This is a genomic window from Aequorivita echinoideorum (genome assembly GCF_018476645.1).
In the GTDB taxonomy this organism is placed as follows: Bacteria; Bacteroidota; Bacteroidia; order Flavobacteriales; family Flavobacteriaceae; genus Aequorivita; species Aequorivita echinoideorum.
Window position 1 is genome coordinate 56,297 of the sequence record NZ_JAHCTB010000002.1, and the last position, 23,623, is coordinate 79,919.

A 23,623-nucleotide genomic window follows, 5' to 3' on the forward strand; every position below is an offset into this window, starting at 1 on the left:
AATTTAGAAAATTCTTTCAATTTAATTTTTTCGGAAATAACATTACCCTTTAATGGCGTTGCAAACACAAGAAACGAGAATACTATAACCCCAAACGAGCAATGCAGCAGATTATATTTTTTTTCATTCGGAATAAAAATTTCCTGCTGTTTGCCGTATTGTTTGTTATTTCGCTTGGGCTTACCATTCAAACGCATAACTACCACAACAATAAATATATAAGTTCTGCCAATTACATCACGGGCGGAATTTTTACGTTCAAAAATAATGTGACCGATTATTTTTCTTTAGGAAGAGAAAACGAACTCCTACAGGAAGAAAACGTAATGCTGCGGCAGGAACTTGAAAAATTAAAAAAAAACGCGTCCGGACCTGAGCTTGACACAACATTGGTCGCAAATAAATTTGAATATTTTACGGCACGCGTAATCAATAATAATTACGCCAAAACGAAAAATCAACTCACATTGGACAAGGGCGAGCGCGATAGTATATCCATTGATTTGGGAGTAATTTCCTCCAAAGGATTGGTAGGGATTGTTAGCGATGTTTCGAATAAATATGCAACCGTACAATCTATATTGAACACAAAAAGTAGAATTAATGCGAAGTTGAAAAAATCCAGTCATTTTGGTTCATTGGTTTGGAATACAAAGGATCCAAATATTGCGCAATTGGTGGATATTCCCAGGCTCGCAAAATTGGAAAAGGGTGATACCATTATTACCGGAGGCCGCTCCACCATATTTCCCGAGGGAATTTTAATCGGAACTATTAGGGATTTTCGGCTGGATGAAGATGACAATTATTACTACGTGAATATTGATTTGTTCAATGATATGACAAGCCTCGAGCACGTATATTTAATAAAAAACAACGATGCGCGGGAGATAATAGATTTGGAAAAAGGAGTGGAAGATGCAGAACAATGATGTGTTGATAAATATCGTACGTTTTATAGTGCTGGTTTTCTTGCAGGCACTTGTGCTTAACAACATCAATTTTTTGGGGTATATCAACCCGTATCTCTATCTTTTATTTATCCTTCTCTATCCTTTGGACGGCAATAAGACCCTACTCATATTTTTGAGTTTCTTACTCGGTCTCTCTATTGATATTTTTGAGGATTCCGGAGGCGTACACGCCGCGGCCTGTGCATTTATAGCCTATGCCCGGCCTGTGGTCTTAAAATATTCCTTTGGTGTAAGTTATGAATACAACACTATAAAAATAAAGAAAGCTGATCCGCTGGAAAGATTGGTTTATATAGCCGCGATGGTTTTTATGCATCATTTTATAATGTTTTTTTTAGAAATTTTCAGTTTTAACCACATGCTGTTGCTGTTAAAATCCACACTATTTTCGGGCATATTTACCACAATTGTTATATTATGTACCTTAATTTTATTTAACCGAAAGACGCAATGAGAAAGATAGTTTTGATAGCATTGGTGCTCTTCAGCGGCGTGGTATTTTCGGCGCGGCTTTTCTATCTTCAGGTTATTGATGCTTCTTCGCAAGCATTATCAGAAAACAACGCTATAAAGGTTCTTTATGACTATCCCCAACGCGGCTATATGTTTGATAGAAATGGCAAACTTTTAGTCTCGAACCAACCTTCTTATGATGTGATGGTTATTCCAAGAGATGTGAAACCCTTGGATACTTTGGAATTTTGTGCTCTTCTAAAAATTACAAAACAGGATTTTTTGAATATCATGGAAAAGGCGCGAACCTATTCGCCGCGGCTTCCATCGGTTGTAATTCCACAGTTGAACAAAGCCGATTATGCTTCGCTTTCTGAAAAAATGTACAAATACACTGGCTTTTATATACAACGGCGTTCGTTACGTGAATACCAGGTAAACCATTCAGCAAACGTAATGGGGTACATTGCCGAGGTAAATAATGCCATTATTGAAAAAAATCCGTATTACCAAATGGGAGAATTAATTGGCACCGCCGGGGTTGAAAAAGAATACGAAGAAGTTTTGCGCGGCGTAAAGGGTGTAAAATATATTCAGAAAGATAGATTCAATCGGGACATTGGCCCTTACAAAGAAGGAATTTTTGATACGTTGCCGGAACGCGGAAGCGACGTAACGCTAACCATTGATGCAATTCTTCAGCAATACGGTGAGGAATTAATGGTAAATAAACGTGGGGGCATTGTGGCTATTGAGCCTTCCACTGGTGAAATCTTGACCTTGGTGACCGCACCCAGTTATGATCCCGCACTGTTGGTGGGACGCGACCGTTCCAAAAACTTCACAAAATTGTACTATGATACTATTGCGAAACCATTATATGATCGTGTTTTGCAAGGCGAATATCCTCCGGGCTCTCCATTTAAAACACTTACTGGTTTAATTGGTCTGCAGGAAGATGTTATCGATTTAAAAGAAACCGTAGCTTGTCACGGTGGCTATAATTATGGAGGCAGAAGAAAATTGGGTTGCCACCACCACCCTTCTCCCCTTGCCATGCTTGGCGGAATAGCCAATAGCTGTAATGCTTACTTTTGTACCGTTTACAGAAGAAGTATCGAAAAATATGCGACACCACAGGAGGGGATTGACCATTGGAATGCACATCTTTCCAGTTTTGGGCTTGGCGATTTTCTGGGTTATGACCTTCCCAGTGGGAAACGCGGTTATATCCCAAATTCAAAATATTATAACAGAGCCTATAAATTTCCGGAATATAAATGGTATGCTACAGCCACAATTTCAAATGCTATTGGGCAAGGTGAAGTTTTATTGACCCCGATGCAGATGGCGAATTTTACAGCGACCATTGCCAACCGTGGCTATTACTACACGCCACACATCATAAAAAACATTATTGGGCCGGACACCATTCCGAAGAAATTTAAAGAAAAGCATTACACCACTGTGGATGCCAAGCATTTTGAACCTGTTGTGGATGGAATGCACCAAGTATATCAACGGGGGACAGCGGCATCCATTCAAATTCCGGGGATTGAAATTTGCGGAAAAACAGGAACCGCAGAAAATTTTACCAAGATTGACGGAAAGCGCGTTCAACTTACGGATCATTCTATTTTTGTAGCATTTGCACCCAAGGACAATCCAAAAATCGCCATTGCAGTTTTTGTAGAAAACGGTTATTGGGGTTCGCGTTGGGCGGGACGAATTGCCGGACTTATGATTGAAAAATATTTAAAAGGTGAAATTACCCGAAAAGACATGGAAAAATTTGTTTTGGAAGGAAGCCTTGAAAACGAATACGCCAAGCCTTACAGCGGGCTTCCATTTACCATAAATAAATAATGGCAAGTCCCAAAAATTTTGTCCGTTTTGATTGGATTTTGGTTTCCATCTACATTGCCTTGGTAGCCATGGGTTGGATGAACATTTATTCCGCATCTTTGAGTGATTCTGCCCAGGGTTTTTTTGATTTTGAACAAATTTACGCCCGTCAATTTCTCTTCATTTGCCTAAGTGTTATCCTCATCATTTTCGTCCTCGCCATTGAATCAAAATTTTACGAACGTTTTGCCAGTGTTATCTATATTGTCTCGCTGGTTTCACTTTTGGGTCTGTTCGTTTTTGGAAAGAATATTTCCGGGGCCACCTCGTGGTACAGTTTTGGAAGTTTTGGACTTCAGCCCAGTGAATTTGCGAAAGCAGCTACTGCGCTGGCTTTGGCAAAGTATGTGAGCGATATCCAAACAGATATGAAAGAAATCAAAAACCAGATTGGTGCCTTTCTTATTCTCGCGCTGCCTGCCCTTTTTATAATTCCGCAGCCGGATCCCGGAAGCGCACTGGTGTATGCCGCTTTCGTTTTCCCACTTTACCGGGAAGGGCTGCACGGTGTTTATCTGTTATTGGGACTCTTCGCAACCGTTCTTTTTGTTTCAACATTGGCCTTTGGTGCAGTGGGAGTAACTATCGGTGTTCTTTTGATTGCGGGTATTTTATTTTTCAGAAATAGAAAAAAACGTCCCAATGTCATAAAATACATTCTTTTGGCCACGGTTTGTATTGGGTTCGCTTTTTCGGTGAGTTACATTTTCAACAACGTTTTTGAACAACGCCATCGTGACCGTTTTAATATTGTTTTGGGGAAAGAAGTGGATGCGCGTGGAATAGGCTACAATACAAACCAAAGCGAAATTGCCATAGGTAACGGCGGATGGTTCGGAAAAGGATGGACCGAAGGCACCCAAACCAAAGGAAATTTTGTGCCAGAACAGCATACCGATTACATTTTCAGTACCGTGGGCGAAGAATGGGGTTTTGTGGGAAGTATGGTTGTTATTTTATTGTTTGTGGGGTTGATTACTCGTATTATAATTTTATCTGAAAGACAAAAATCGCAGTTTGGCCGTGTGTATGGTTACAGCGTTGCCGCAATTTTATTTCTCCACTTTTTCGTGAATATCGGGATGGTTACCGGTATTTTTCCCACCGTGGGAATACCGTTGCCATTTTTTAGTTATGGAGGTTCCGCGCTATGGGGATTCACGATTCTACTTTTCATTTTTGTGAAATTGGACGGATCAAATTATCACTATTCGTAAAAAATTTCAGATTTCGGCAACATTACTTCTTTCTCCAACTTTTTAATTCTATAGTATTTTCCAATACATTTTCAATAGAATCAGGCAACTTCGGAAAAAAATCGATTCCAGTTTTTGCTTCAATTTCATCGATTGACACAGCGTATTTGTAGAATGATTCACTCGATTTTTTATTCGGAATAACAAAAGATATGGTTTTGTACCCGCTATCTGAAACGTGTAGAATAATTTTGAAAAATTCCTCCGGCACAGTAACTTTTTCGGAACCAATGGTTTTTAGATTTTTACGCAAAACACCGCCAGTAAATATGTAAACACTATCATATTTTTTGGTCCAACTTCGCACTTTCTGTTCTAGCCGATTCCAAATTCCAGCATTGAATTCACGGTCCTGCGGGCTTATGTTACTGGTTAAAAACGTTTCGGTGTAAGCTTCAAGAGAAAAAATTCGGTCTCCTGCAGGACATAGATGTCCGCGGTCATAGCCAGAATTTTTATAATTTCTCCAATCTGCGGATTTGGTTTTCACCAACTTATCTTCATTAAAATACGGCCGCTTGAAATTGTTTTTTGATAGATGGGATTTGGTCAATTTATACGCCACCCACGATGCTTGTTCATTTTCTTCGGAATATGAAAGTGTATAAAATTTATGCTTAATTATTTCGCCAGTTGCAGCAGGCAGATAAAAATTTTCGATTTCAGCCGAAGTATTTTTTGATAGAACAGAAATTTCTGACCTAACTTCTTCCGAATTATTTTCGTCCAAAAAATCTTCAGTATAATAAAATGCAACCGTAACAAGAATTATCACAAGTGGATAAATAAATTTTCGATTCATAATTAAGAGTTTCGCACATCCAGCGCGTCTCGCAGCGCATTTCCTATGAGCATAAACGCGGTCACCAAACTCATAATTGCCAAACCGGGGATAAGCGCCAAGTAGGGTTTTCCCAAAATAATATAGGCATAATGGTCCTTAATGATGCCGCCCCAACTGGGAACGGGCGGTTGCGCGCCAATGCCCAGAAAACTCAGTCCACTTTCAATTAAAATTGCACTGGCAAAATTTGCTGCAGAAATGATGATAACCGGAGCCAGACTATTGGGCAAAATATGCTTTGTAACTATTCTGAAATCATTAAATCCCAGCGCCCGAGCCGCAGTTACGTATTGCATCTGCTTCACGCCCATAACCTGTCCGCGTACCACGCGTGCCACTTCTACCCACATCGTGAGGCCTACAGCGATAAATACCTGCCAAAATCCTTTGCCCAGCGCAAGTGTTATTGCAATTACCAAAAGCAATGTGGGGATGGACCAAGTTACATTGATGATCCACATAATGGCGGCATCAATTTTTCCACCAAAATATCCGCCAATGGCACCCATTGTAATACCTATAAGTAGGGAGATTAAAACAGCTATAAAACCTATTGCAAGCGAAATACGGATACCAATAAGCATTCGGCTTAAAAGATCGCGTCCATACTTATCGGTTCCCAAAAGGAATTTTCTTTCTGAAATATAGTTATCGGGGATTTCACTTGCGTGTTGCAAATCGGGGAACTGCGAAAGACTGTACTCCTTTTGAAGACCGGCCGTTTCATCTTGCATATATTCCGTTATTTCGATGCCATTATTTTTGATGGAATATTTTGAAATCGGGATTTCAGTATCCGCATTTTTTTTTCCAAAGAAAAAAGCCGTAACAACATTTTGATCCTCAACCTTCGCAGGAATCGTAAGCATCTGCACCCGAAACCCTGGATTCTTGGAATGGATTGACAAATGCATTTGGTTGGCATTTTCAGAATCATCTGGCGCCAAAGCATATGCAAAAACAGCCAAAAATACGCACATGACCAAAAAAGCAAAACTAAAAACGCCCCAAATGTTTTTTTTAAACTTTTGGAGCGCAATTTTGGTTAATGAAGTGGATTTTTTCACACTTCAAATTTACTAAAAATATGCAGTTATCAATTTTTGATATCGGCTACTTTTTTCTGCTTGATGTTATTCAGTTTTAAATCTTCGAGCACGTGCACGGCTTCTTCCACATATATATCTTTACTTAGGTTTTTATGCCATCTTTTTCGCTTTTCAGAAAGTGTTGTGTCCTTTTTCATCAATGCAGTTTCGTACGGCAATGAATTAAAGCTCAATTTGTTATCATAACTATCAATAGATTCAAATCTTTCACTTTCTTTTTTGCGGGCTGCAATATCTGCACTGTAAGCATCATAATTAAGATTGACGGTTTTCTCATCCCGGCGCAATTTTATCCATTTGGCATTTTCGTCAATCAATTGCAAATCTTCATTTTTTGCCATTCGCTCCTTACTTTTTTGGATGGTCTCCTCATAATCTATATACCCATCCCACACATCATATTTTGCCGCATCAATTTTATCGTATGGCAGTGGATTATCATAATCACGTTCGCCCACATCTATATAGCTGTATCTGTCTGGCATAACCACATCACTTTTTACACCTTCAAGTTGGGTAGAACCACCGTTCACGCGATAAAATTTTTGGGAGGTAATTTTTAAGGCACCCATATCGCCCAAATCATTTTGACGCAGCCATTGGTTTAGATCAATCACATTTTGAACTGTACCTTTACCGTAGGTCTGTTTGCTTCCCAGTATAATTGCACGTTTATAATCCTGCATAGCAGCAGCTAAAATCTCTGAAGCCGACGCGGAAAGCTCATTTACTAAAATAACCAAAGGACCGTCCCAAACAATTTCCGGATCTTTATCCTCAAGCACTTCTTTATTTCCATCAAAAGAGCCCACCTGTACTACGGGACCTTTTTTTATAAAAAGCCCAGCAATATCTACAGCCGTGCGCAAAGAACCACCACCGTTATCGCGAAGATCCAGCACTAATCCTTCCATCCCTTCTGCTTTAAGACGTTCAATTTCTTTTTTAACGTCTGTTGCAGCGTTTCTGTTTTTGTAATCTTCCATATCAAAATAGAACTGCGGAAGATTGATCAATCCAAATTTACGTTCATCGGTTTCTATCAAAGATGATTTGGCATAAGTTTCTTCAAGCTCAACCACATCCCGAACCAAGGTTTTGTCTGAAATAGTACCATCCACATTTTTAATGGTAAGCGTAACTTTGGTTCCCTTTGGCCCTTTAATGAGCTTCACCGCATCATCAATTCGCATGCCCACAATGCTTACCGCATCTTTTTCGTCTTCTTGTTTTACTTTTAAGATTGCATCGCCAACCTCGATTTTTTCACTGCGCCACGCTGGACCACCGCTTATGATTTCAATTACAGTGATGTAGTCATTTTTTTTCTGAAGTCTTGCTCCTATTCCTTCCAATTTTCCACTCATTCTCAAATCAAATCTTTCTTTATCAGGCGGTGCGAAGTAATTGGTGTGCGGATCAAATTCCTCGACAATGGTATTCAGATAAATTGCAAAATAATCTTGACGCTGAAGGTCTTTAGTGAAATCGAAATATTCATCCAGTGAATTTTTTGTAGTCTCACGGGATTTTTCCTCAAGCTCGCTCAATGATTTTGCTTCGAAAGGTTCGTCCTTTTTTTGCTTTTCCGAAGAACTTTCTTGTTTGTCTTCATCTGTATTTTTATCTGAAACTCCTTTCTCTCTATTTTTTTGTTCTTCAACAGAATCGTAGTAGCTAGAGAGTGCCGTAAACTTCAACTGTTGCTTCCATCGTGCTTTCAATTCATCCCTATTCTTGGAGTATTCTAGATTATCATAATCCACATCAATAGATTCTTGAATATTGTAATCGAATGGCTGCGAGAGCACCTCGGGATATATTTTTTTCACATCCTCCATTCTATCTTGAAAACGGGAATATACCAAATCAAAAAATGTCAATTCCTTATTTTTGATTTGGTCATCAATCTTAGTTTTGTATTTGCTGAATTCTTCAATATCCGAAGCTAAAAAATAACGCTTCAAAGGATCTAATCCATTGATGAAATCCTTATAAACTTCTGCAGAAAATTCATCATTCAAATCTTTAGGGTCATAGTGGCCCTTTTCTAAAACATAAGCTATTAAATCGAGTAGGAGTTTGTCTTTATCTGGGTCGTTAAATTCCTTTGTAGTGAAACTGCAGGACGCTACTGCAACAAAAACCGCAAGGAATAAAACTTTAAAATTCTTTTTCATTATCCGCATAGAAGTAAAATATTATATTAAATGCTCTAAATTATACAAAAAACCGTGCCACGAAGGATAAGCGGTACTAATTTTTTGTTAAACAGATTTTCAGGTAAATGGCTATGGATAGTTGTAGTTTGAAGATTAATAAATGTATTTTTGTTTTCATTCAAAAATAAAAAAATGGCGAAAAAAAAACCGCTTATCCTCGTAACCAATGATGATGGAATAAACGCTCCGGGCATAAGGACTTTGATTGAGGTGATGAATAAAATAGGAGATGTGCTGGTGGTGGCCCCGGACTCGCCCCAAAGCGGAATGGGCCATGCGATTACTATTAATGATACACTCTATTGCAATAGTATAAAAGTGATAAATGATGATCCACATACGGAATACAGCTGTAGTGGAACGCCGGTTGATTGCGTAAAACTTGCGGTCAATGAAATTTTAAAGCGAAAACCAGATTTATGTGTAAGCGGTATCAACCACGGCAGCAATTCTTCCATAAACGTGATTTACAGTGGAACCATGAGTGCGGCCGTTGAGGCAGGTACGCTTGGTATTCCGTCCATAGGATTTTCGCTTTTGGACTATTCGCTTGAGGCAGATTTTTCTCCCGCAAAGAAATATGTAAAGCTTATTGCTGAGCAAACATTGAAAAATGGTCTTCCGAAAGGCGTTGTTTTAAATGTAAATATCCCGAAACTGCCGGCTAAAGAGATAAAAGGTGCTAAAGTCTGTCGACAGGCAAATGCGCATTGGGAGGAAAAATTCGACAAAAGGACAAATCCATTGGGACGTGACTATTATTGGCTCACGGGAGAATTTGTTAACGAGGACAAAGGTGAGGATACTGATGAGTGGGCGCTGCAACATGGATTTGTTTCCGTAGTACCCGTACAATTTGACCTAACGGCGCATCACGCTATTAAGGATTTGAATTCTTGGGATTTATAAGATAGTTGTATGAAACCACAGGGAAAGGAAATTTTAATAGGTTTATTGATAGGTTTGGCGGCAAATATCGCTGGCATCTATCTGTATATTTATTTTTTCTCAAAGGCGAGCATTGAGGCTACATTGCAGGCTGCCTTGGAAAATGATTTTTTAGGAAGTTTAATTGCGCTGGGAGCTATACTCAACTTTTTGGCCTTTTTCGTGTTTATAAGAAAACATCAATATTACAGAGCTCGAGGAGTAGTTTTGGCTACGGTGATTGCCGCGTTAATTATTTTGGTTTCAAAATTTTATTGAAAAAATTAATGGCATTTAGTTTAAAGTCAAGTAACTTGGTAATTTAATATCTAAAAAAAGATAGATGAAACGCGCAGTATTTCCCGGAACTTTTGATCCCATCACTATGGGCCACGTAGATATTATTGAACGTGCGCTTCCGCTTTTTGACGAGCTTATTATTGCAATTGGGGTGAATGCAGATAAAAAAACCATGTTTACCTTAGAGCAACGCATTAAATTCATCCAGAATACTTTCAGGAATGAAAATAGAATCAAGGTAAAAAGTTACACGGGGCTTACGGCAAACTTCTGTATTTTGGAGAAAGCACAATTTATAATCCGCGGACTTCGAAATACAACGGATTTAAATTATGAACAACCCATTGCCCAGACAAATTATAAAATGGCATCCGTAGAGACATTATTTTTGATATGTTCCCCAGAAGTTTCAAATATTTCCTCAACCATTGTTAGGGACATTATGCGCAATGATGGTAACTATATAAGTTTAGTTCCATCATCGGTAAAAAAATAAATTTAGGGCAAAAAAAAACCTCTCAAAATTGAGAGGATTTTTTTATAAACTTTAGTCGCTTCAATTAAAGCGCTGCAACGTGCTTTGCCATATTCGATTTAAGGTTTGAAGCCTTGTTTGAATGAATAATGTTTTTCTTGGCCAATTTGTCAATCATTGAAACAACACTTGGAAACATAGTTTCCGCTTCTTTTTTATCAGTAAGCTCTTGAAACTTTTTCATAGCGTTACGTGCAGTTTTGTGCTGGTAACGGTTACGTAAACGTTTTGCCTCATTGCTTCTAATTCTTTTTAATGCTGACTTGTGATTTGCCATTGTATTATTGTTTATTTCTAAATCTTGTAGTCCGTAGGGGAATCGAACCCCTGTTACCAGGATGAAAACCTGGCGTCCTAACCCCTAGACGAACGGACCATTTTGTTTTTTAATGCGGATGCAAAAATACAACTATTTTTGAATGACACAAATCCAAAATAACTTTTTTTAAAAAAATTAATACGCCCTAGCAAAAAGCACTTTTCTTTGAGAAGGTTTTCCTGTAAAAATGCACGTGCCGGGCTGTGTATCTCCATCCAAAGGAATACACCGAATGGTTGCTTTTGTGTCGTTTTTTACCATTTCCTCGGTAGCTGAAGTACCATCCCAGTGTGCCAAGATAAAGCCTCCCTTAGTATCCAATACTTTTTTGAATTCGTCATATGAAGTTACCTCCGAAGTATTTTCAATTCTATGGGAAATAGCCTTTTTATAAAGGTTTTCTTGAATTTCACCCAATAATGATTCTACAGTATTCACCACCTTGTCGTGGCTTATAAATTCTTTTTGGAATGTATCCCTTCTGGCGAGCTCCACTGTGCCTTTTTCAACGTCTTTCGGCCCAATTGCTATACGCAATGGAACTCCTTTCAATTCATACTCATTAAATTTCCAACCTGGCTTCTGCGTATCGCGATTGTCGTATTTAACCCGCACACCTTTCGACCGAAGTTGTTTCATCAAATTTTTGGCAATAGCGTCCACGCCATCAAATTCCTCTTCATTCCTGTAGATAGGCACGATAACCAATTGATCAGGCGCCAAGTTTGGGGGCAAAACAAGACCATTATCATCACTATGTGTCATTACAAGAGCACCCATAAGCCTAGTTGAAACCCCCCAGGATGTGGCCCAAACATAATCCAATTTTCCTTCTTTTGAAGTAAATTTCACATCAAAAGCCTTAGCGAAATTTTGCCCCAAAAAATGTGAAGTACCCGCTTGAAGAGCTTTTCCATCCTGCATCAATGCTTCGATGCAATAGGTTTCCAGAGCCCCAGCGAAACGCTCGCTTTCTGTTTTGGTTCCTTTTACAACTGGAATAGCCATAAAATTTTCAACAAAGTCTGCATATACGTTCATCATCTGCTCTGCTTCTGCTACAGCTTCATCTTTTGTGGCGTGGGCAGTATGACCTTCCTGCCATAAAAATTCAGCAGTCCTCAAGAATAGTCTTGTGCGCATTTCCCATCTTACCACATTGGCCCATTGATTAATTAGTAAAGGCAAATCACGATAAGATTGTATCCATTTTCTGTAAGTATCCCAAATAATTGTTTCTGAAGTTGGGCGTACAATTAGCTCTTCTTCGAGTTTAGCCTCAGGATCCACCACGATTCCGCTACCATCTTCCGCATTTTTTAACCTATAATGCGTTACTACGGCGCATTCCTTCGCAAAACCATCTACATGGCTTGCTTCTTTGCTAAAATAAGATTTTGGTATAAAAAGTGGAAAATAGGCATTTTGGTGCCCAGTTTCTTTGAACATTCTATCAAGCTCGGCTTGCATTCTTTCCCAAATTGCGTAACCATACGGTTTTATGACCATACAACCTCGCACCCCGGAATTTTCAGCGAGATCTGCCTTAATAACCAATTCATTATACCATTTGGAATAATCTTCCGCTCGAGGGGTTAAATTCTTTGCCATAGCTATGTATTTGGCACAAATGTTGTGTCTCTGTTAAAGGATTAGTTAGATTCAGCAAAACTAATTATTTTTATGAAGTTCAACAATTAAAATACCACGTATATGTTTACTCAAACTCTCGATATAAAACGCAAATTGCCCCTGTTTATGGCTGGTTGTGTTTCCTTATTTTTACTCTCCTGCGGAACTTACAAAGATGGTTATAACGATAATGATGGAATTTATTCTTCTCGCAATAATTCTTATGAAACAATAGATGATGATTATGATAATGAAGGTGAGGAAGGTAAATCAAATTATTACAAGCAATATTTTCAATCCAAAACAAATATGTATAATGATTTACCCGAAGAGGGTGCAATCTTTACGGACATTGAAGCATATTCCACCACAGAATCCATTGATGAGGATGGGTATATTGTAATTGAGGAAAACGACTACGATGATGCATACGGCCCCTGGGGAAGCAATAGCGATAACGTTGTAGTGAATATTTATGACAACGGCGGATGGGGCGGATACGCTGGTTTCGGCGGACTTGGATTCTGGGGCAACCCATATTTCGGTGGCTGGGGCGGCTATTATGGATACTACTCACCTTTCTGGGGCGTAAACTATGGATGGGGATATCCTTTCTATGGAGGTTTTTACGGCTACGGCTGGGGTGGTTGGGGACATCCATTTTATGGCGGATATTATGGTTATGGAGGCTATTATAATAATTATTACAATGGAAATTACAACGGAGTTTCCTATAATAGAGGAAGAAGAAACACAGACTATGGAAGAACTTCATACAATAGAACCGATAGAGGCCGATCCAGCAACGCTTCTACAAGAAATTCATACTCAAGGTCCGAAGCAAGCCGACGGATAAATCGCAATAACGTACGCGCAAATAGCACTTACAGAAATTCAAGATCTTCATTCGGAAATAATACGAGATCTGTGCGTTCCAACAATTCGGTACGAAACAATTCAAACAATAGAAGCATAAGAAATTCACGTTCTACGCGAAGTAATAATTATTCTTCACCTACGCAAAATACTCGAAGCAGAAGCAGTAATTTTTCCTCTCCATCAAGAAGCAGCTCTGGTTCGATGCGTGGTGGGGGTGGAAGATCCAGCGGTGGACGCTCTGGCGGAGGCGGTAGAGGCCGCGGGTAAGATTTAACCGCAACATTCACAATTTTAAATATTATAATTAATGAAGAAGTTTTCATTCCTATTTCTCATCATAGGAAACATATTTTTTATAAACGCTCAAGGCATTGGTGATGCGCTTAGATATTCTACGGAACAAAATGTTGGTACCGCTAGGTTCACAGCGTTAAGCGGAGCTATGGGAGCCCTGGGCGGAGACCTTTCCGCAATGTCCATAAATCCTGCTGGAAGTGCTGTTTTTTTAAATTCGAATGTTACACTTTCAGCTTCTTTATTTGATGTTGAAAATAATTCAACCTACTTCAACAACAGAAATAAAAGTTTTTCGGATGATATCAATCTAAATCAGGCTGGAGGGGTCTTTGTATTTGATAATTTTAATGAGGAATCTATTTGGAAAAAATTTACCGTTGGTGTGAACTATAATATATATAGAAATTTTGATAATAGATTGTACATCTCAGGCTCTGGAAATAATTCCATTTCAAATTTCTTCGTTCAGCAGGCTCAAGGGATTCCATTAAATCTTTTGGTAACCCAACAAAATGAATCAATATCTGAATTATACGATTTTTTGGGACAAACCCAAGGAACAGCTGCTCAAAATGCATTATTGGGATACCAAGGATTTATTTTCGACCCAGTAGATGCAGATAATCCTAATAATTCTGCCTATGTTTCAAACGTTGCCAATGGCTCTTTCAATCAGGACTATGTACTATTATCGGAAGGATATAATGGGAAATTCTCCATAAATTTTGGGGCTCAAATCACCGATAAATTTTATATCGGTGTAAACCTAAACACTCATACTATCGATTTTCAAAGAAGTACTTTATTGCTCGAGGATAACAGCAATTTGGGAAGTACCGTAAATAATATTGCCTTTCAAAATAATCTTGCCGTTTATGGCGCAGGATTTTCCGCGCAGATTGGAGGAATTGCCAAAATCTCAGATGAATTTCGTGTTGGCTTGAGTTTAGATACGCCCACGTGGTACCAAATTTCTGAGGAAACCACTCAATATTTGGAAACGCAGCGCACAAAAGACGGGCAACAAATATTAGAAATTATCAATCCAAACGTTATTAATGTGTTTGAAGATTATACGTTGAAGACTCCAGGTAAAGTCACGGCCAGCGGTGCATATATTTTTGGTAAATCCGGACTTATAAGTTTCGATTATTCGTACAAGGATTATTCTCAAATTGAATTCAGACCCTCCAATAATACATTTTTTTCAGATCAAAATACCATTATCCAGAATTCTCTTCAAGGAGCTTCAACCTTTAAAGCAGGAGGAGAATACCGAATAAATCAAATTAGCTTACGTGGCGGCTTTCATTACGAACAAAGTCCTTATCAGAACGAAGATATACTAAGCAATCTAATCGGCTTCTCATTGGGAACAGGATACAATTTTGGTGATTATTCCTTCGATTTAGCCTATTCAAGATCAGAGCAAGAGAGAAATCAACAACTTTACTCTATAGGACTTACAGATTCGACGAAAATTAACACTGTATATTCAAATTTTATTGCCTCACTCATTTTCAATTTTTAATTATTAGTATAGAATTATAACCCCCCACTTTCTTTAACAACTTGCTATTACGTATCTTTGCTGCCCATATTTTAGATTTAGAAACATTTTCATGGATTTAGAAAAACAATTAAGAGCAATGGAGGATAACAGCGATGACCATATTAGCTCTTCTGCAGAAACACCTTTGCGCCCCGATGCTTTTGAATTAAGTGATATCGAAAAAATAGCGAGCATAAAAGAAGATGTTCAAAATATCATGCAGACTTTAGGTTTGGATCTCAACGACGACAGCCTAAAAGGAACACCTAATCGCGTGGCAAAAATGTTTGTACAGGAAATTTTTGGAGGGCTACATCCCGAAAGAAAGCCAAAATCTTCCGTTTTTGAAAACAAATACAAGTACAATGAGATGCTGGTGGAAAAAAACATCACATTATATTCTACGTGCGAGCACCACCTTCTTCCTATCGTTGGAAAGGCCCATATTGCTTACATCAGCAATGGAACGGTCGTAGGACTTTCAAAAATGAACCGCATTGTGGATTACTATGCAAAAAGACCTCAAGTCCAGGAACGCTTAACTATGCAAATTGTTCAAGAACTTCAAAAAGTACTTAAAACAGAAGATGTTGCATGCGTTATAGATGCCAAACACCTATGCGTAAACTCCAGAGGTATCCGCGATATTGACAGTAGTACGGTTACTAGCGAATTTGGTGGCGCTTTTAAAAATTCTGAGAAACGAAGGGAATTTCTGGACTACATAAAATTTGACACTCAATTTTAATAGTTCTAAATAGAACGGTTCCGCATAAAACCAATTCATAAAAGCTGAAAATCTTGAATTCGCAAAATCTATATATCTATAATTCCATTTCAAAAAGCAAGGAGAAATTTTCACCCATACACGCTGATGTTGTGGGAATGTATGTTTGTGGGCCTACAGTGTATAGCAATGTACATTTGGGCAATTGCAGAACCTTTTTGTCCTTTGATTTAGTTTTTAGATATTTAAAGCATTTAGGGTATAAAGTCCGCTATGTACGGAACATTACCGATGCCGGTCATTTGGAAAATGATGGCGAGAGCGGAGATGATCCCATTCTTAAAAAAGCAAGAATTGAACAGCTGGAACCTATGGAAGTGGTCCAGAAATATACGGTAGATTTTCATACCACTATGGCAAAATTCAATGCGCTGCCTCCCAGTATTGAGCCCACCGCAACGGGACATATAGCGGAGCAAATCAAAATTGTTGAAAAAATTATTGCTGAAGGTTTTGCTTATGAAAAAAACGGATCTGTTTATTTTGATGTATTGAAATTCAATGAAATAAACAAATACGGTAAACTCAGCGGCAGAAATCTTGAAGATATGATTGCCAATACACGTGAGCTGGCCGCACAAAGCGAAAAGAAAAACCCACAGGATTTTGCCCTTTGGAAAAAAGCCGAGCCACAGCATATTATGCGCTGGCCCTCACCCTGGAGTGATGGATTTCCTGGCTGGCATTTGGAATGTACGGCAATGAGCACCAAATATCTGGGCAACAAATTCGATATTCACGGGGGTGGAATGGATCTAAAATTTCCCCACCACGAATGTGAGATTGCCCAGGCAGAGGCCTGTAATCACGAGAGCCCAGTCAATTACTGGATGCATGCGAATATGCTTACCCTAAATGGGAAAAAAATGTCAAAATCCACCGGTAATTTTATTCTGCCGAATGAGATGTTCAGTGGTGAAAATAATATTTTAAGCAAACCCTTCTCGCCTACCGTTACGAAATTTTTTATGTACCAAGCGCATTATCGAAGCATTTTGGATTTCAGTAATGATGCTTTGGAAGCTTCGGAAAAAGGCTTCAATAAGTTGATGGATTCTTACAGAATGCTTTCGGAAATGAAAATTTCCCAATTTTCAGAATCAACAGGAAAAAGCAGTATTGACGTAGCATTCTGGCGAAAAGCCTGCTATAATGCAATGAATGATGACTTCAATAGCCCAATACTAATTGCGCATCTTTTTGAAGTTGTAAAATTTGTGAATTCACTCAAAGAGGGAAAAGATACCATCACCGAAACAGATTTGCATTTACTTCAAAAAACATTGCACGACTTTTTATTTGATGTACTCGGGCTTCAAGATATTGCTTCGGAGAGTTCACAGGATTCCCAGAAATTGATCTCGGCTGTTGAACTGCTCATCCAACTTCGAAACCAAGCCCGTGCCAATAAAGATTTCAGTACAAGTGATAAAATCCGGGACGAACTTGCCAGCAAGGGAATTCAATTGAATGACGGCAAGGATGGCACTACATTTTCATTGAATTAAAATCAAAATGCAGTGGATTTCAGCTTAAAGAAAATACTCATTTTTCCATTTGTATTGTTAATCCGCTTTTACCAAAACATGATTTCGCCGTTGACTCCGGCTACGTGCCGCTTTACTCCTACCTGCTCTCATTATGCGGTTGGGGCGCTACAAACACACGGACTTTTACGCGGCAGTTGGCTCGCCGCAAAACGCATTTCGCGCTGCCATCCCTGGGGAGGCTCTGGCCACGACCCCGTACCACCCCAAAAGAACAAACCTTGAATTATGGTTTTCAAATCCCGATTTCGCATATAAAATAATATCTTTACCAACCATACCCAAAAACCAATTATGCACACTTTTTTGACTATTACCTGGAATCCATCAGAGGGCATCGATCTGGGATTTTTCATGATTCGTTATTACAGTTTAATGTTTGTGGTTGCCTTTACCGCGGGATGGTTTTTGACCAAGCGTATTTTTGAGCGCGAGGGCCAGCCACAGGAAATGCTTGACAAACTTTTTATATATATGGTCGTTGCGGTGCTTGTGGGCGCACGCTTGGGTCACGTAATTTTTTACCAGCCAGAACTTTTTGTGGAAGATCCGCTGTCCGTATTTCTGCCCATCCAAACGGTGCCAGAATTTGAATTTACAGGTTTTCAAGGGCTCGCTAGCCACGGTGCGGCCATCGCCATAGTTGCCGCTATGATTTATTACAGTAAAAAAGTGATTAAAAAACCGGTGCTCTGGGTATTGGACCGAATAATTATAGCAGTGGCCGCAGGCGGAATTTTTGTGAGAATAGGAAATTTTATGAATTCTGAAATTATCGGCAAGCCTTCCGGTGATTTTCCACTGGGCGTACGTTTTGTGCACGAAGGCATCCGTCCGCGGGAGGCGGTAAACGCAACAGGGATTCAGTCTCCCGCAAAGGCGTATGAGGCCATAGTGAATAATCCACAATTCGCCGATCTATTAAACACCGTCCCTTTTCGTCATCCGGCCCAATTATATGAAGCTTTTGGGTATGTTTTTGTATTTCTTATCTGTTGGTATCTGTACTGGAAAACAGAACGGAGAAAACAGTTGGGCTATATTTTCGGGGTATTTTTGATTACTCTTTTTATGGTTCGCTTTCTCGTGGAATTTGTGAAAGAGAGCCAAGGCGGATTTGAGTCGGCACTTGGGCTACTTTCCACAGGGCAATGGCTGAGCATTCCCTTTGTAATTGCAGGTGTTTACATTATGTGGCGCGCCTCCAAAAAACCGTTGGCAGCGTAAAAAAAATCAATTACAAATACACGAATATTTTAAAAGAATTATTCGCGTATTAGTGGTAAAAAAATTTAAAAGCACCGAGGGTGTATTCGTGGCAAAAAAATTCAATAATGAAGAAAATATTCGTTTCCGTTTTAATCTCAATGTCCATTTTTTCCTTCTACAATTGCAAGGAAAAAACCGAAGAAACAAAAAGTCTCACCAAGGAAATTACATTTACAAAGGAAGGCGAGCTTACCCTCTTCAAAGCGGAAACAGATTCCATAATTGCGAAATTGGATATCGAGATTGCAGATGATGAATACCAGACCCAAACGGGGTTGATGTACCGCCACAGCATGCCCGAAAACCAGGCAATGCTCTTCGTATTTAACGATGAACAGCGCCGTTCTTTTTATATGAAGAATACTGAAATACCCTTGGACATTATCTATTTTAACGCTGAAAAAAAGATAAACAGCATCCAGAAAAATGCAAAACCCAATGACGAAACTTCATTGCCCTCAGAGACGGTTTCACAATATGTTTTGGAAGTAAACGCGGGGCTATCTGATAGATGGAACCTTCAAAATGGTGATAGGTTTGAATTTACTTCGCTATAAATTTTTCTTCTGAAATAAAAAAATTCCTTTTAGGACACTCTTCGATGGTTTCAAGGATGAACCCAATTCATTTGAAACATCACACGCCAATTTTAAACCCCGACCCGATCATTTCAAACCCCAACCCGACCGTTTCAAACCCCGACCCGGTTTATTTGAAACAACACCCAGTCAATTGAAACTTCAAAATATTACATTCCTTTATTAAAACTGTCTATTGAAAAGATGCAGCAAAGGCCGAAAACAAAAAACCTTTCTGAACTCAATCAGAAAGGTTTTTTAATGAAATTTATTATGTTTCAGAAAAAGGCTTTACGCCTCCAGTGCTGGATCTTCTTCTTTTCTTTTTACAAAGTCCTCTGCGGTCTTGCGCTTTACGGTATCGTACATAATTGGCGTTGCAATGAACAATGATGAGTATGTACCCACCAAAATACCTACAATAATTGCAAACAGCAATCCTCTAATGGATTCCGCACCCAAAAAGAACATGCACAACAACACCACAAGCGTTGTCAGGGACGTATTTAAGGTACGGCTAAGCGTGCTGCTTAATGCCGCGTTAATCATACGGTTCATTTTCCACGTAGGGTGCTCGCCAAAATATTCACGAATACGGTCAAACACAATCACGGTATCGTTGAGCGAGTAACCAATTACGGTAAGGATTGCCGCAATAAACGCTTGGTCAATCTCCATACTGAATGGCATAAATCTATAAGTCAAAGAGAATACGCCCAGTACAATCAGCACGTCGTGGAATACCGCAGCAACGGCTCCAAGACTGAATTGCCATCTTCTGAAACGCAATAGAATGTAAAGGAAAACCACGATTAACGAACCAAGTACAGCCCAAAAAGAGGCCTGCTTAATGTCGTCTGCAATTGTTGGGCTCACTTTATAATACTCCATTCTACCAATGGTCTTACCTTCATCATCTCCTACAAATCTTTCGTAGGTCATATCTGCCGGATAGTATTTTTTAACCGTTTCAAAAAGCATTCTTTCTATTTCGGTATCTACCTCGGTACCGGTTTCTTCTACCTTATATTTGGTAGTAATTTTCAGTTGGTTATCGCCACCGTAAGTTTTGGCTTCGGCACTTCCGAAGGTTGATATCAATTCATTCTGAATTTCATTTGAATTTACATCTCTGTCAAAACGCACGGTATAAGTACGCCCGCCCACAAAATCCACACCTTGGTTAAGACCAATGGTGAACAAAGAACCTAAACTGATAATAATCATAATTCCTGAAAAAACATACGCCATCTTGCGCTTTTTAAGGAATTCAATATTCACATTACTGAAAAGATTTTTCGTAAGTGAAGTAGAACAAGTAAGCGATTTACCGTTTTTGGTATAGCTGTCAATAAATAATCTAGTTACAAATATTGCCGTAAACAATGAAGTGGCAATACCTATCAATAAAGTAGTAGCGAAACCTTGGATAGGTCCGGTACCAAACACCAAAAGAATAAGACCGGTAAGTCCAGTAGTAATGTTGGCATCAAGAATAGAAGACAATGCATTGTTGAAACCATCTTTAATGGCATCCTTTTGCGCTTTTCCTTTGGCCAATTCTTCCCGAATCCTTTCAAAAATAAGTACGTTCGCATCTACGGACATACCAATAGTCAATACAATACCAGCAATACCTGGAAGCGTAAGTACTGCTCCAAGCCCTGCCAAAATTCCAAAAATGAAAAGGATATTTACCAGCAAGGCAACGTCTGCAAAGATTCCCGCTTTTCCATAATATCCAATCATCCATAGCAAAACCAAAACAAGAGCAATACCGAAAGAAAGCACCCCACTGTTTATGGCCTCCTGCCCTAGCGTAGGACCCACGACCTCTGCCTGAATTATTTCAGCAGATGCGGGCAGTTTACCGGCACGCAACACATTCGCAAGATCTTGTCCTTCAGAAACTGTAAAATCTCCAGTTATCTGGCTTCGCCCACCGGCGATAGGCCCAGAAGTAACACCAGGAGCTGAATAAACTACATCGTCAAGAACTATAGCAATATTCCCTCTAGTTTGATACGCATTGCCAGTCATTTCTTCCCATTTCTTGGCACCTTGGCCATTCATTTGCATGGAAACTGCCACGCGGCTCAACTGGTCATATTCTTGGCTTGCATCTACTACCACGCCACCACCAAGTTGCGGAACGTTTTCACGATTTCCTTTTAAAGCGTATAGTGCCGTAACCTCTTCGTTCAATTGCGCATTTGATTCTGGCAAGCCCCAAACAAATTTTGCATATCGAAGCCCATTCGGCAATAAAGATCGAATTTGTGGAGTACGTAAATAACCATTTATGGCAGCTGTATCTTTTAATCTGAAGGTAGCAAGTATCGGACTTCCCTGACCTCCAGGATAAACCATTTTTGATAGTATGGGATTGGCGTTGTTGTTATCAACCAAAGTATCATTCATATCTTCCCCGCCCAAAAGTGCGCTTACGTCATCATCTTCGGTGGCAGTAGAATCCGTTGCGGTCTCTGTGGTATCGGTTACAGCAACAGCTTCCTCAGTTTCATTTGAAGATGAAGCGCTCGCCATTTCACCAGCTTTAGCATCGGCCGCTTGAAGAAATTGTGCAAAATCCTCAAATTTATAGGTATCCCAAAATTCAAGCTGTGCAGTACTCTGCAAAAGTTTCTTAACACGCTCAACATCCTTTGCTCCGGGAAGCTCTACAAGAATTCTTGCCGATTGTCCCAAACGCTGGATGTTTGGCTGTGTAACACCAAATTTATCAATACGCTTTCGTAATACCTCAAAAGCTGAAGTGATTGATTCATCAATTTTTCGTTGTATAATTGGTCTTACCTGTGCGTTGGTCATACCAACCTCAATGTCTTCCTCTAAATTTTTATTGAAAAAAATATCTGGTGAAGCAAGTTCGTTTTCACCCGGAAGTGCTTCAAATGCATTGAAGAAGGATTCCAAATAAGTGTCTTGGCTTGTTTTCTGAAGCTCACTCGCATTTTCCAACGCTTGGTTAAATGCAGGATCCTTTGAGTTATTTGCAAGTCCTTTAAGAATGTCCTTAACCGAAACCTCAAGAATTACGTTGATACCTCCTTTAAGGTCAAGCCCCTTGTTTAGCTCCTTTTCCTTCGCGGTTTGGTAATCAATACCGAACATTACTGAATTATTCGCAACGGAATCCAAATATCGGTTTTCCGCATTGTCCCGCTCGCGGGGTTCATTTTCTGAAAATTTGCTGTTCGCAAATTCCTTTGCACTGCTCTCCACCTTGTTTGCCACATAGGTAAATGAAAGCTGATAAATACTTACCAACCCAAACAGGATGGCAAATAGGGTAATTAGTCCTTTGTTTTGCATGAATGTATTTTTTTGGTCAGATTTTTTTCTGAAAAATCGCGCAAATATATAATTTGCCGTTATATCTGACAATTATCTGGTTTTATTTAAAATTTTAATTTTGAAAGTCCTCTATTTGAAAATCAAAGATTTCAGAAGATAAAATTGTGGCTATAAAGAATATCCACTTTTACACATTTGGCCCCGCACGGACCTCCGGAATTTTATGTGAAATTGAAGTCTTGAAAGAAAAATTATAATGATAATTTTTACCAATTTTTCTTTCAATGGTAGGTTTTAATTCAGTAGTGAATTCGGCGTTGCCAAATGAAACATACTGATTTAAATATTGGTCCTTCAGCGATTTAATCTCCACCGGCACACCGTGAAAACCAAAATTCGAAGCATAGTTTTTTTGGATTTTAACTACTTCAAGTTTATAAACTTCAGCAGTATTGCTAAAAGGAATTTTTGAGGAATTGCCCCCTTTACCATTCGAATTTTCGTGGGTAGGATACTTGCATTGCGCAGTGAATAGACCCTTAACCTCGGCAATATCAATGACACTAAAATAGGTAACCTTAAATTTACCATCAAGCATTCTGGACACTTGCACTTCAGCAATGCCAATGGATTTTAATTGTTGCGTAATTTCAGCAATGGTCTCTTCCGCATCTTCAGAAGTAATAGATTCCGCAGTAAACTGAACAACAATTTCTTGATTGGGCGCAGCTGTTTGCTCAAGGCTAATTCCGAAGAAGGCCAACGCAAGTAACAATCCAAAAAAGTACCACTTTTTGTTCACGCGCCAAATATAAAAAAATTAAGCGCGAGTTGTCCAGTCTTCAGAAAATATCTAATAATTTGTTAAAAAAATAAATCAGTATTTAATTTCTTTCGAAGAAAAATTTCCGAAATGCCAA

Annotated in this window: 21 protein-coding genes and 1 tRNA gene; 14 read left to right on the plus strand and 8 right to left on the minus strand. The window is 39.1% G+C overall.

From position 1 onward, the window contains the following. The first annotated feature begins 101 nt into the window (after nt 1-101). The 4 genes from mreC to rodA are packed head-to-tail and all read left to right on the plus strand — an operon-like array spanning nt 102 to nt 4,549. A complete protein-coding gene (mreC, locus tag KIV10_RS03910) occupies nt 102-932 on the plus strand; it encodes a rod shape-determining protein MreC (protein ID WP_214112197.1) in 831 nt (276 codons plus the stop codon). Continuing rightward, a complete protein-coding gene (locus KIV10_RS03915; RefSeq protein ID WP_214112198.1) occupies nt 919-1,428 on the plus strand; it encodes a rod shape-determining protein MreD in 510 nt (169 codons plus the stop codon). The genes mreC and KIV10_RS03915 overlap by 14 nt, the downstream gene beginning before the upstream one ends. Beyond that, nucleotides 1,425-3,293, plus strand: coding sequence for a penicillin-binding protein 2 (gene mrdA / locus KIV10_RS03920; protein WP_214112199.1), 1,869 nt, complete (start codon nt 1,425-1,427; stop codon nt 3,291-3,293). Before KIV10_RS03915 ends, mrdA begins: the two co-directional genes overlap by 4 nt. Beyond that, nucleotides 3,293-4,549, plus strand: coding sequence for a rod shape-determining protein RodA (gene rodA, locus KIV10_RS03925; protein ID WP_214112200.1), 1,257 nt, complete (start codon nt 3,293-3,295; stop codon nt 4,547-4,549). Before mrdA ends, rodA begins: the two co-directional genes overlap by 1 nt. A gap of 22 nt (nt 4,550-4,571) precedes the next feature. On the opposite strand, the gene KIV10_RS03930 is transcribed toward rodA, so the two are convergent. From KIV10_RS03930 to KIV10_RS03940, 3 genes are read right to left on the minus strand one after another with little or no spacing between them, the layout of a single operon-like run. Next, nucleotides 4,572-5,390: a DNA/RNA non-specific endonuclease gene (locus KIV10_RS03930; protein WP_214112201.1), complete on the minus strand. Its 819-nt coding sequence runs from the start codon at nt 5,388-5,390 to the stop codon at nt 4,572-4,574. Between the two features lie 2 nt (nt 5,391-5,392). Then, the gene (locus tag KIV10_RS03935) at nt 5,393-6,499 is read right to left on the minus strand and encodes an ABC transporter permease (RefSeq protein ID WP_214112202.1); all 1,107 of its coding nucleotides are present in this window, start codon (nt 6,497-6,499) and stop codon (nt 5,393-5,395) included. Between the two features lie 29 nt (nt 6,500-6,528). Then, a complete protein-coding gene (locus KIV10_RS03940; RefSeq protein ID WP_214112203.1) occupies nt 6,529-8,721 on the minus strand; it encodes a carboxy terminal-processing peptidase in 2,193 nt (730 codons plus the stop codon). 174 nt (nt 8,722-8,895) lie between these two features. On the opposite strand from KIV10_RS03940, the gene surE reads away from it, so the two are divergent. The 3 genes from surE (at nt 8,896) to coaD (ending at nt 10,486) form a co-directional block, all read left to right on the plus strand. Further along, on the plus strand, nt 8,896-9,672 hold the full coding sequence (gene surE / locus KIV10_RS03945) for a 5'/3'-nucleotidase SurE (protein WP_214112204.1): 777 nt from the start codon (nt 8,896-8,898) through the stop codon (nt 9,670-9,672). A gap of 9 nt (nt 9,673-9,681) precedes the next feature. Continuing rightward, the gene (locus KIV10_RS03950; protein ID WP_214112205.1) at nt 9,682-9,969 is read left to right on the plus strand and encodes a hypothetical protein; all 288 of its coding nucleotides are present in this window, start codon (nt 9,682-9,684) and stop codon (nt 9,967-9,969) included. 64 nt (nt 9,970-10,033) lie between these two features. Beyond that, a complete protein-coding gene (gene coaD / locus KIV10_RS03955; protein WP_214112206.1) occupies nt 10,034-10,486 on the plus strand; it encodes a pantetheine-phosphate adenylyltransferase in 453 nt (150 codons plus the stop codon). A gap of 64 nt (nt 10,487-10,550) precedes the next feature. On the opposite strand, the gene rpsT is transcribed toward coaD, so the two are convergent. From rpsT to proS, 3 genes are all read right to left on the minus strand, one after another. Further along, the gene (gene rpsT / locus KIV10_RS03960; protein WP_214112207.1) at nt 10,551-10,802 is read right to left on the minus strand and encodes a 30S ribosomal protein S20; all 252 of its coding nucleotides are present in this window, start codon (nt 10,800-10,802) and stop codon (nt 10,551-10,553) included. A 27-nt stretch (nt 10,803-10,829) separates the two neighbouring features. Continuing rightward, nucleotides 10,830-10,901 (minus strand) — tRNA-Glu (locus tag KIV10_RS03965). A gap of 78 nt (nt 10,902-10,979) precedes the next feature. Further along, nucleotides 10,980-12,455, minus strand: a complete 1,476-nt coding sequence (proS, locus tag KIV10_RS03970; RefSeq protein WP_214112208.1) for a proline--tRNA ligase — start codon at nt 12,453-12,455, stop codon at nt 10,980-10,982. Nucleotides 12,456-12,557: 102 nt separating this feature from the next. Between proS and KIV10_RS03975 the strand changes: the two genes are divergently transcribed. The 7 genes from KIV10_RS03975 to KIV10_RS04005 all read left to right on the plus strand — a co-directional run bounded on the left by KIV10_RS03975 (nt 12,558) and on the right by KIV10_RS04005 (nt 19,364). After that, nucleotides 12,558-13,622: a hypothetical protein gene (locus KIV10_RS03975; RefSeq protein WP_214112209.1), complete on the plus strand. Its 1,065-nt coding sequence runs from the start codon at nt 12,558-12,560 to the stop codon at nt 13,620-13,622. Nucleotides 13,623-13,662: 40 nt separating this feature from the next. Beyond that, nucleotides 13,663-15,183 (plus strand): OmpP1/FadL family transporter, encoded by a 1,521-nt coding sequence (locus KIV10_RS03980; protein ID WP_214112210.1) that lies wholly within the window; start codon nt 13,663-13,665, stop codon nt 15,181-15,183. Nucleotides 15,184-15,274: 91 nt separating this feature from the next. After that, a complete protein-coding gene (folE, locus tag KIV10_RS03985; protein WP_214112211.1) occupies nt 15,275-15,952 on the plus strand; it encodes a GTP cyclohydrolase I FolE in 678 nt (225 codons plus the stop codon). A 44-nt stretch (nt 15,953-15,996) separates the two neighbouring features. Further along, nucleotides 15,997-17,499, plus strand: a complete 1,503-nt coding sequence (cysS, locus tag KIV10_RS03990) for a cysteine--tRNA ligase (protein ID WP_214112739.1) — start codon at nt 15,997-15,999, stop codon at nt 17,497-17,499. Between the two features lie 12 nt (nt 17,500-17,511). Continuing rightward, nucleotides 17,512-17,763, plus strand: a complete 252-nt coding sequence (yidD, locus tag KIV10_RS03995; protein ID WP_214112212.1) for a membrane protein insertion efficiency factor YidD — start codon at nt 17,512-17,514, stop codon at nt 17,761-17,763. Nucleotides 17,764-17,832: 69 nt separating this feature from the next. Further along, nucleotides 17,833-18,765, plus strand: coding sequence for a prolipoprotein diacylglyceryl transferase (gene lgt / locus KIV10_RS04000; protein ID WP_214112213.1), 933 nt, complete (start codon nt 17,833-17,835; stop codon nt 18,763-18,765). A 107-nt stretch (nt 18,766-18,872) separates the two neighbouring features. After that, complete coding sequence (locus tag KIV10_RS04005) at nt 18,873-19,364, plus strand: DUF192 domain-containing protein (RefSeq protein WP_214112214.1); 492 nt, start codon at nt 18,873-18,875, stop codon at nt 19,362-19,364. 312 nt (nt 19,365-19,676) lie between these two features. On the opposite strand, the gene secDF is transcribed toward KIV10_RS04005, so the two are convergent. Together secDF and KIV10_RS04015 are read right to left on the minus strand one after the other, a co-directional pair. Continuing rightward, on the minus strand, nt 19,677-22,721 hold the full coding sequence (gene secDF, locus KIV10_RS04010) for a protein translocase subunit SecDF (RefSeq protein WP_214112215.1): 3,045 nt from the start codon (nt 22,719-22,721) through the stop codon (nt 19,677-19,679). Nucleotides 22,722-22,890: 169 nt separating this feature from the next. Further along, nucleotides 22,891-23,505: a hypothetical protein gene (locus KIV10_RS04015; RefSeq protein ID WP_214112216.1), complete on the minus strand. Its 615-nt coding sequence runs from the start codon at nt 23,503-23,505 to the stop codon at nt 22,891-22,893. Between the last annotated feature and the right edge of the window lie 118 nt (nt 23,506-23,623).

Excerpts from the sequence above, each read along its gene's own strand:
- rpsT (WP_214112207.1), bottom strand. The coding sequence starts at position 10,802 with ATGGCAAATCACAAGTCAGCATTAAAAAGAATTAGAAGCAATGAGGCA.
- KIV10_RS03930 (WP_214112201.1), bottom strand. The coding sequence starts at position 5,390 with ATGAATCGAAAATTTATTTATCCACTTGTGATAATTCTTGTTACGGTT.
- lgt (WP_214112213.1), top strand. The coding sequence starts at position 17,833 with ATGCACACTTTTTTGACTATTACCTGGAATCCATCAGAGGGCATCGAT.
- KIV10_RS03915 (WP_214112198.1), top strand. The coding sequence starts at position 919 with ATGCAGAACAATGATGTGTTGATAAATATCGTACGTTTTATAGTGCTG.
- KIV10_RS04005 (WP_214112214.1), top strand. The coding sequence starts at position 18,873 with ATGAAGAAAATATTCGTTTCCGTTTTAATCTCAATGTCCATTTTTTCC.
- mrdA (WP_214112199.1), top strand. The coding sequence starts at position 1,425 with ATGAGAAAGATAGTTTTGATAGCATTGGTGCTCTTCAGCGGCGTGGTA.
- KIV10_RS03980 (WP_214112210.1), top strand. The coding sequence starts at position 13,663 with ATGAAGAAGTTTTCATTCCTATTTCTCATCATAGGAAACATATTTTTT.
- KIV10_RS03975 (WP_214112209.1), top strand. The coding sequence starts at position 12,558 with ATGTTTACTCAAACTCTCGATATAAAACGCAAATTGCCCCTGTTTATG.
- mreC (WP_214112197.1), top strand. The coding sequence starts at position 102 with ATGCAGCAGATTATATTTTTTTTCATTCGGAATAAAAATTTCCTGCTG.
- folE (WP_214112211.1), top strand. The coding sequence starts at position 15,275 with ATGGATTTAGAAAAACAATTAAGAGCAATGGAGGATAACAGCGATGAC.
- rodA (WP_214112200.1), top strand. The coding sequence starts at position 3,293 with ATGGCAAGTCCCAAAAATTTTGTCCGTTTTGATTGGATTTTGGTTTCC.
- KIV10_RS03950 (WP_214112205.1), top strand. The coding sequence starts at position 9,682 with ATGAAACCACAGGGAAAGGAAATTTTAATAGGTTTATTGATAGGTTTG.
- KIV10_RS03940 (WP_214112203.1), bottom strand. The coding sequence starts at position 8,721 with ATGAAAAAGAATTTTAAAGTTTTATTCCTTGCGGTTTTTGTTGCAGTA.
- surE (WP_214112204.1), top strand. The coding sequence starts at position 8,896 with ATGGCGAAAAAAAAACCGCTTATCCTCGTAACCAATGATGATGGAATA.
- secDF (WP_214112215.1), bottom strand. The coding sequence starts at position 22,721 with ATGCAAAACAAAGGACTAATTACCCTATTTGCCATCCTGTTTGGGTTG.
- coaD (WP_214112206.1), top strand. The coding sequence starts at position 10,034 with ATGAAACGCGCAGTATTTCCCGGAACTTTTGATCCCATCACTATGGGC.
- proS (WP_214112208.1), bottom strand. The coding sequence starts at position 12,455 with ATGGCAAAGAATTTAACCCCTCGAGCGGAAGATTATTCCAAATGGTAT.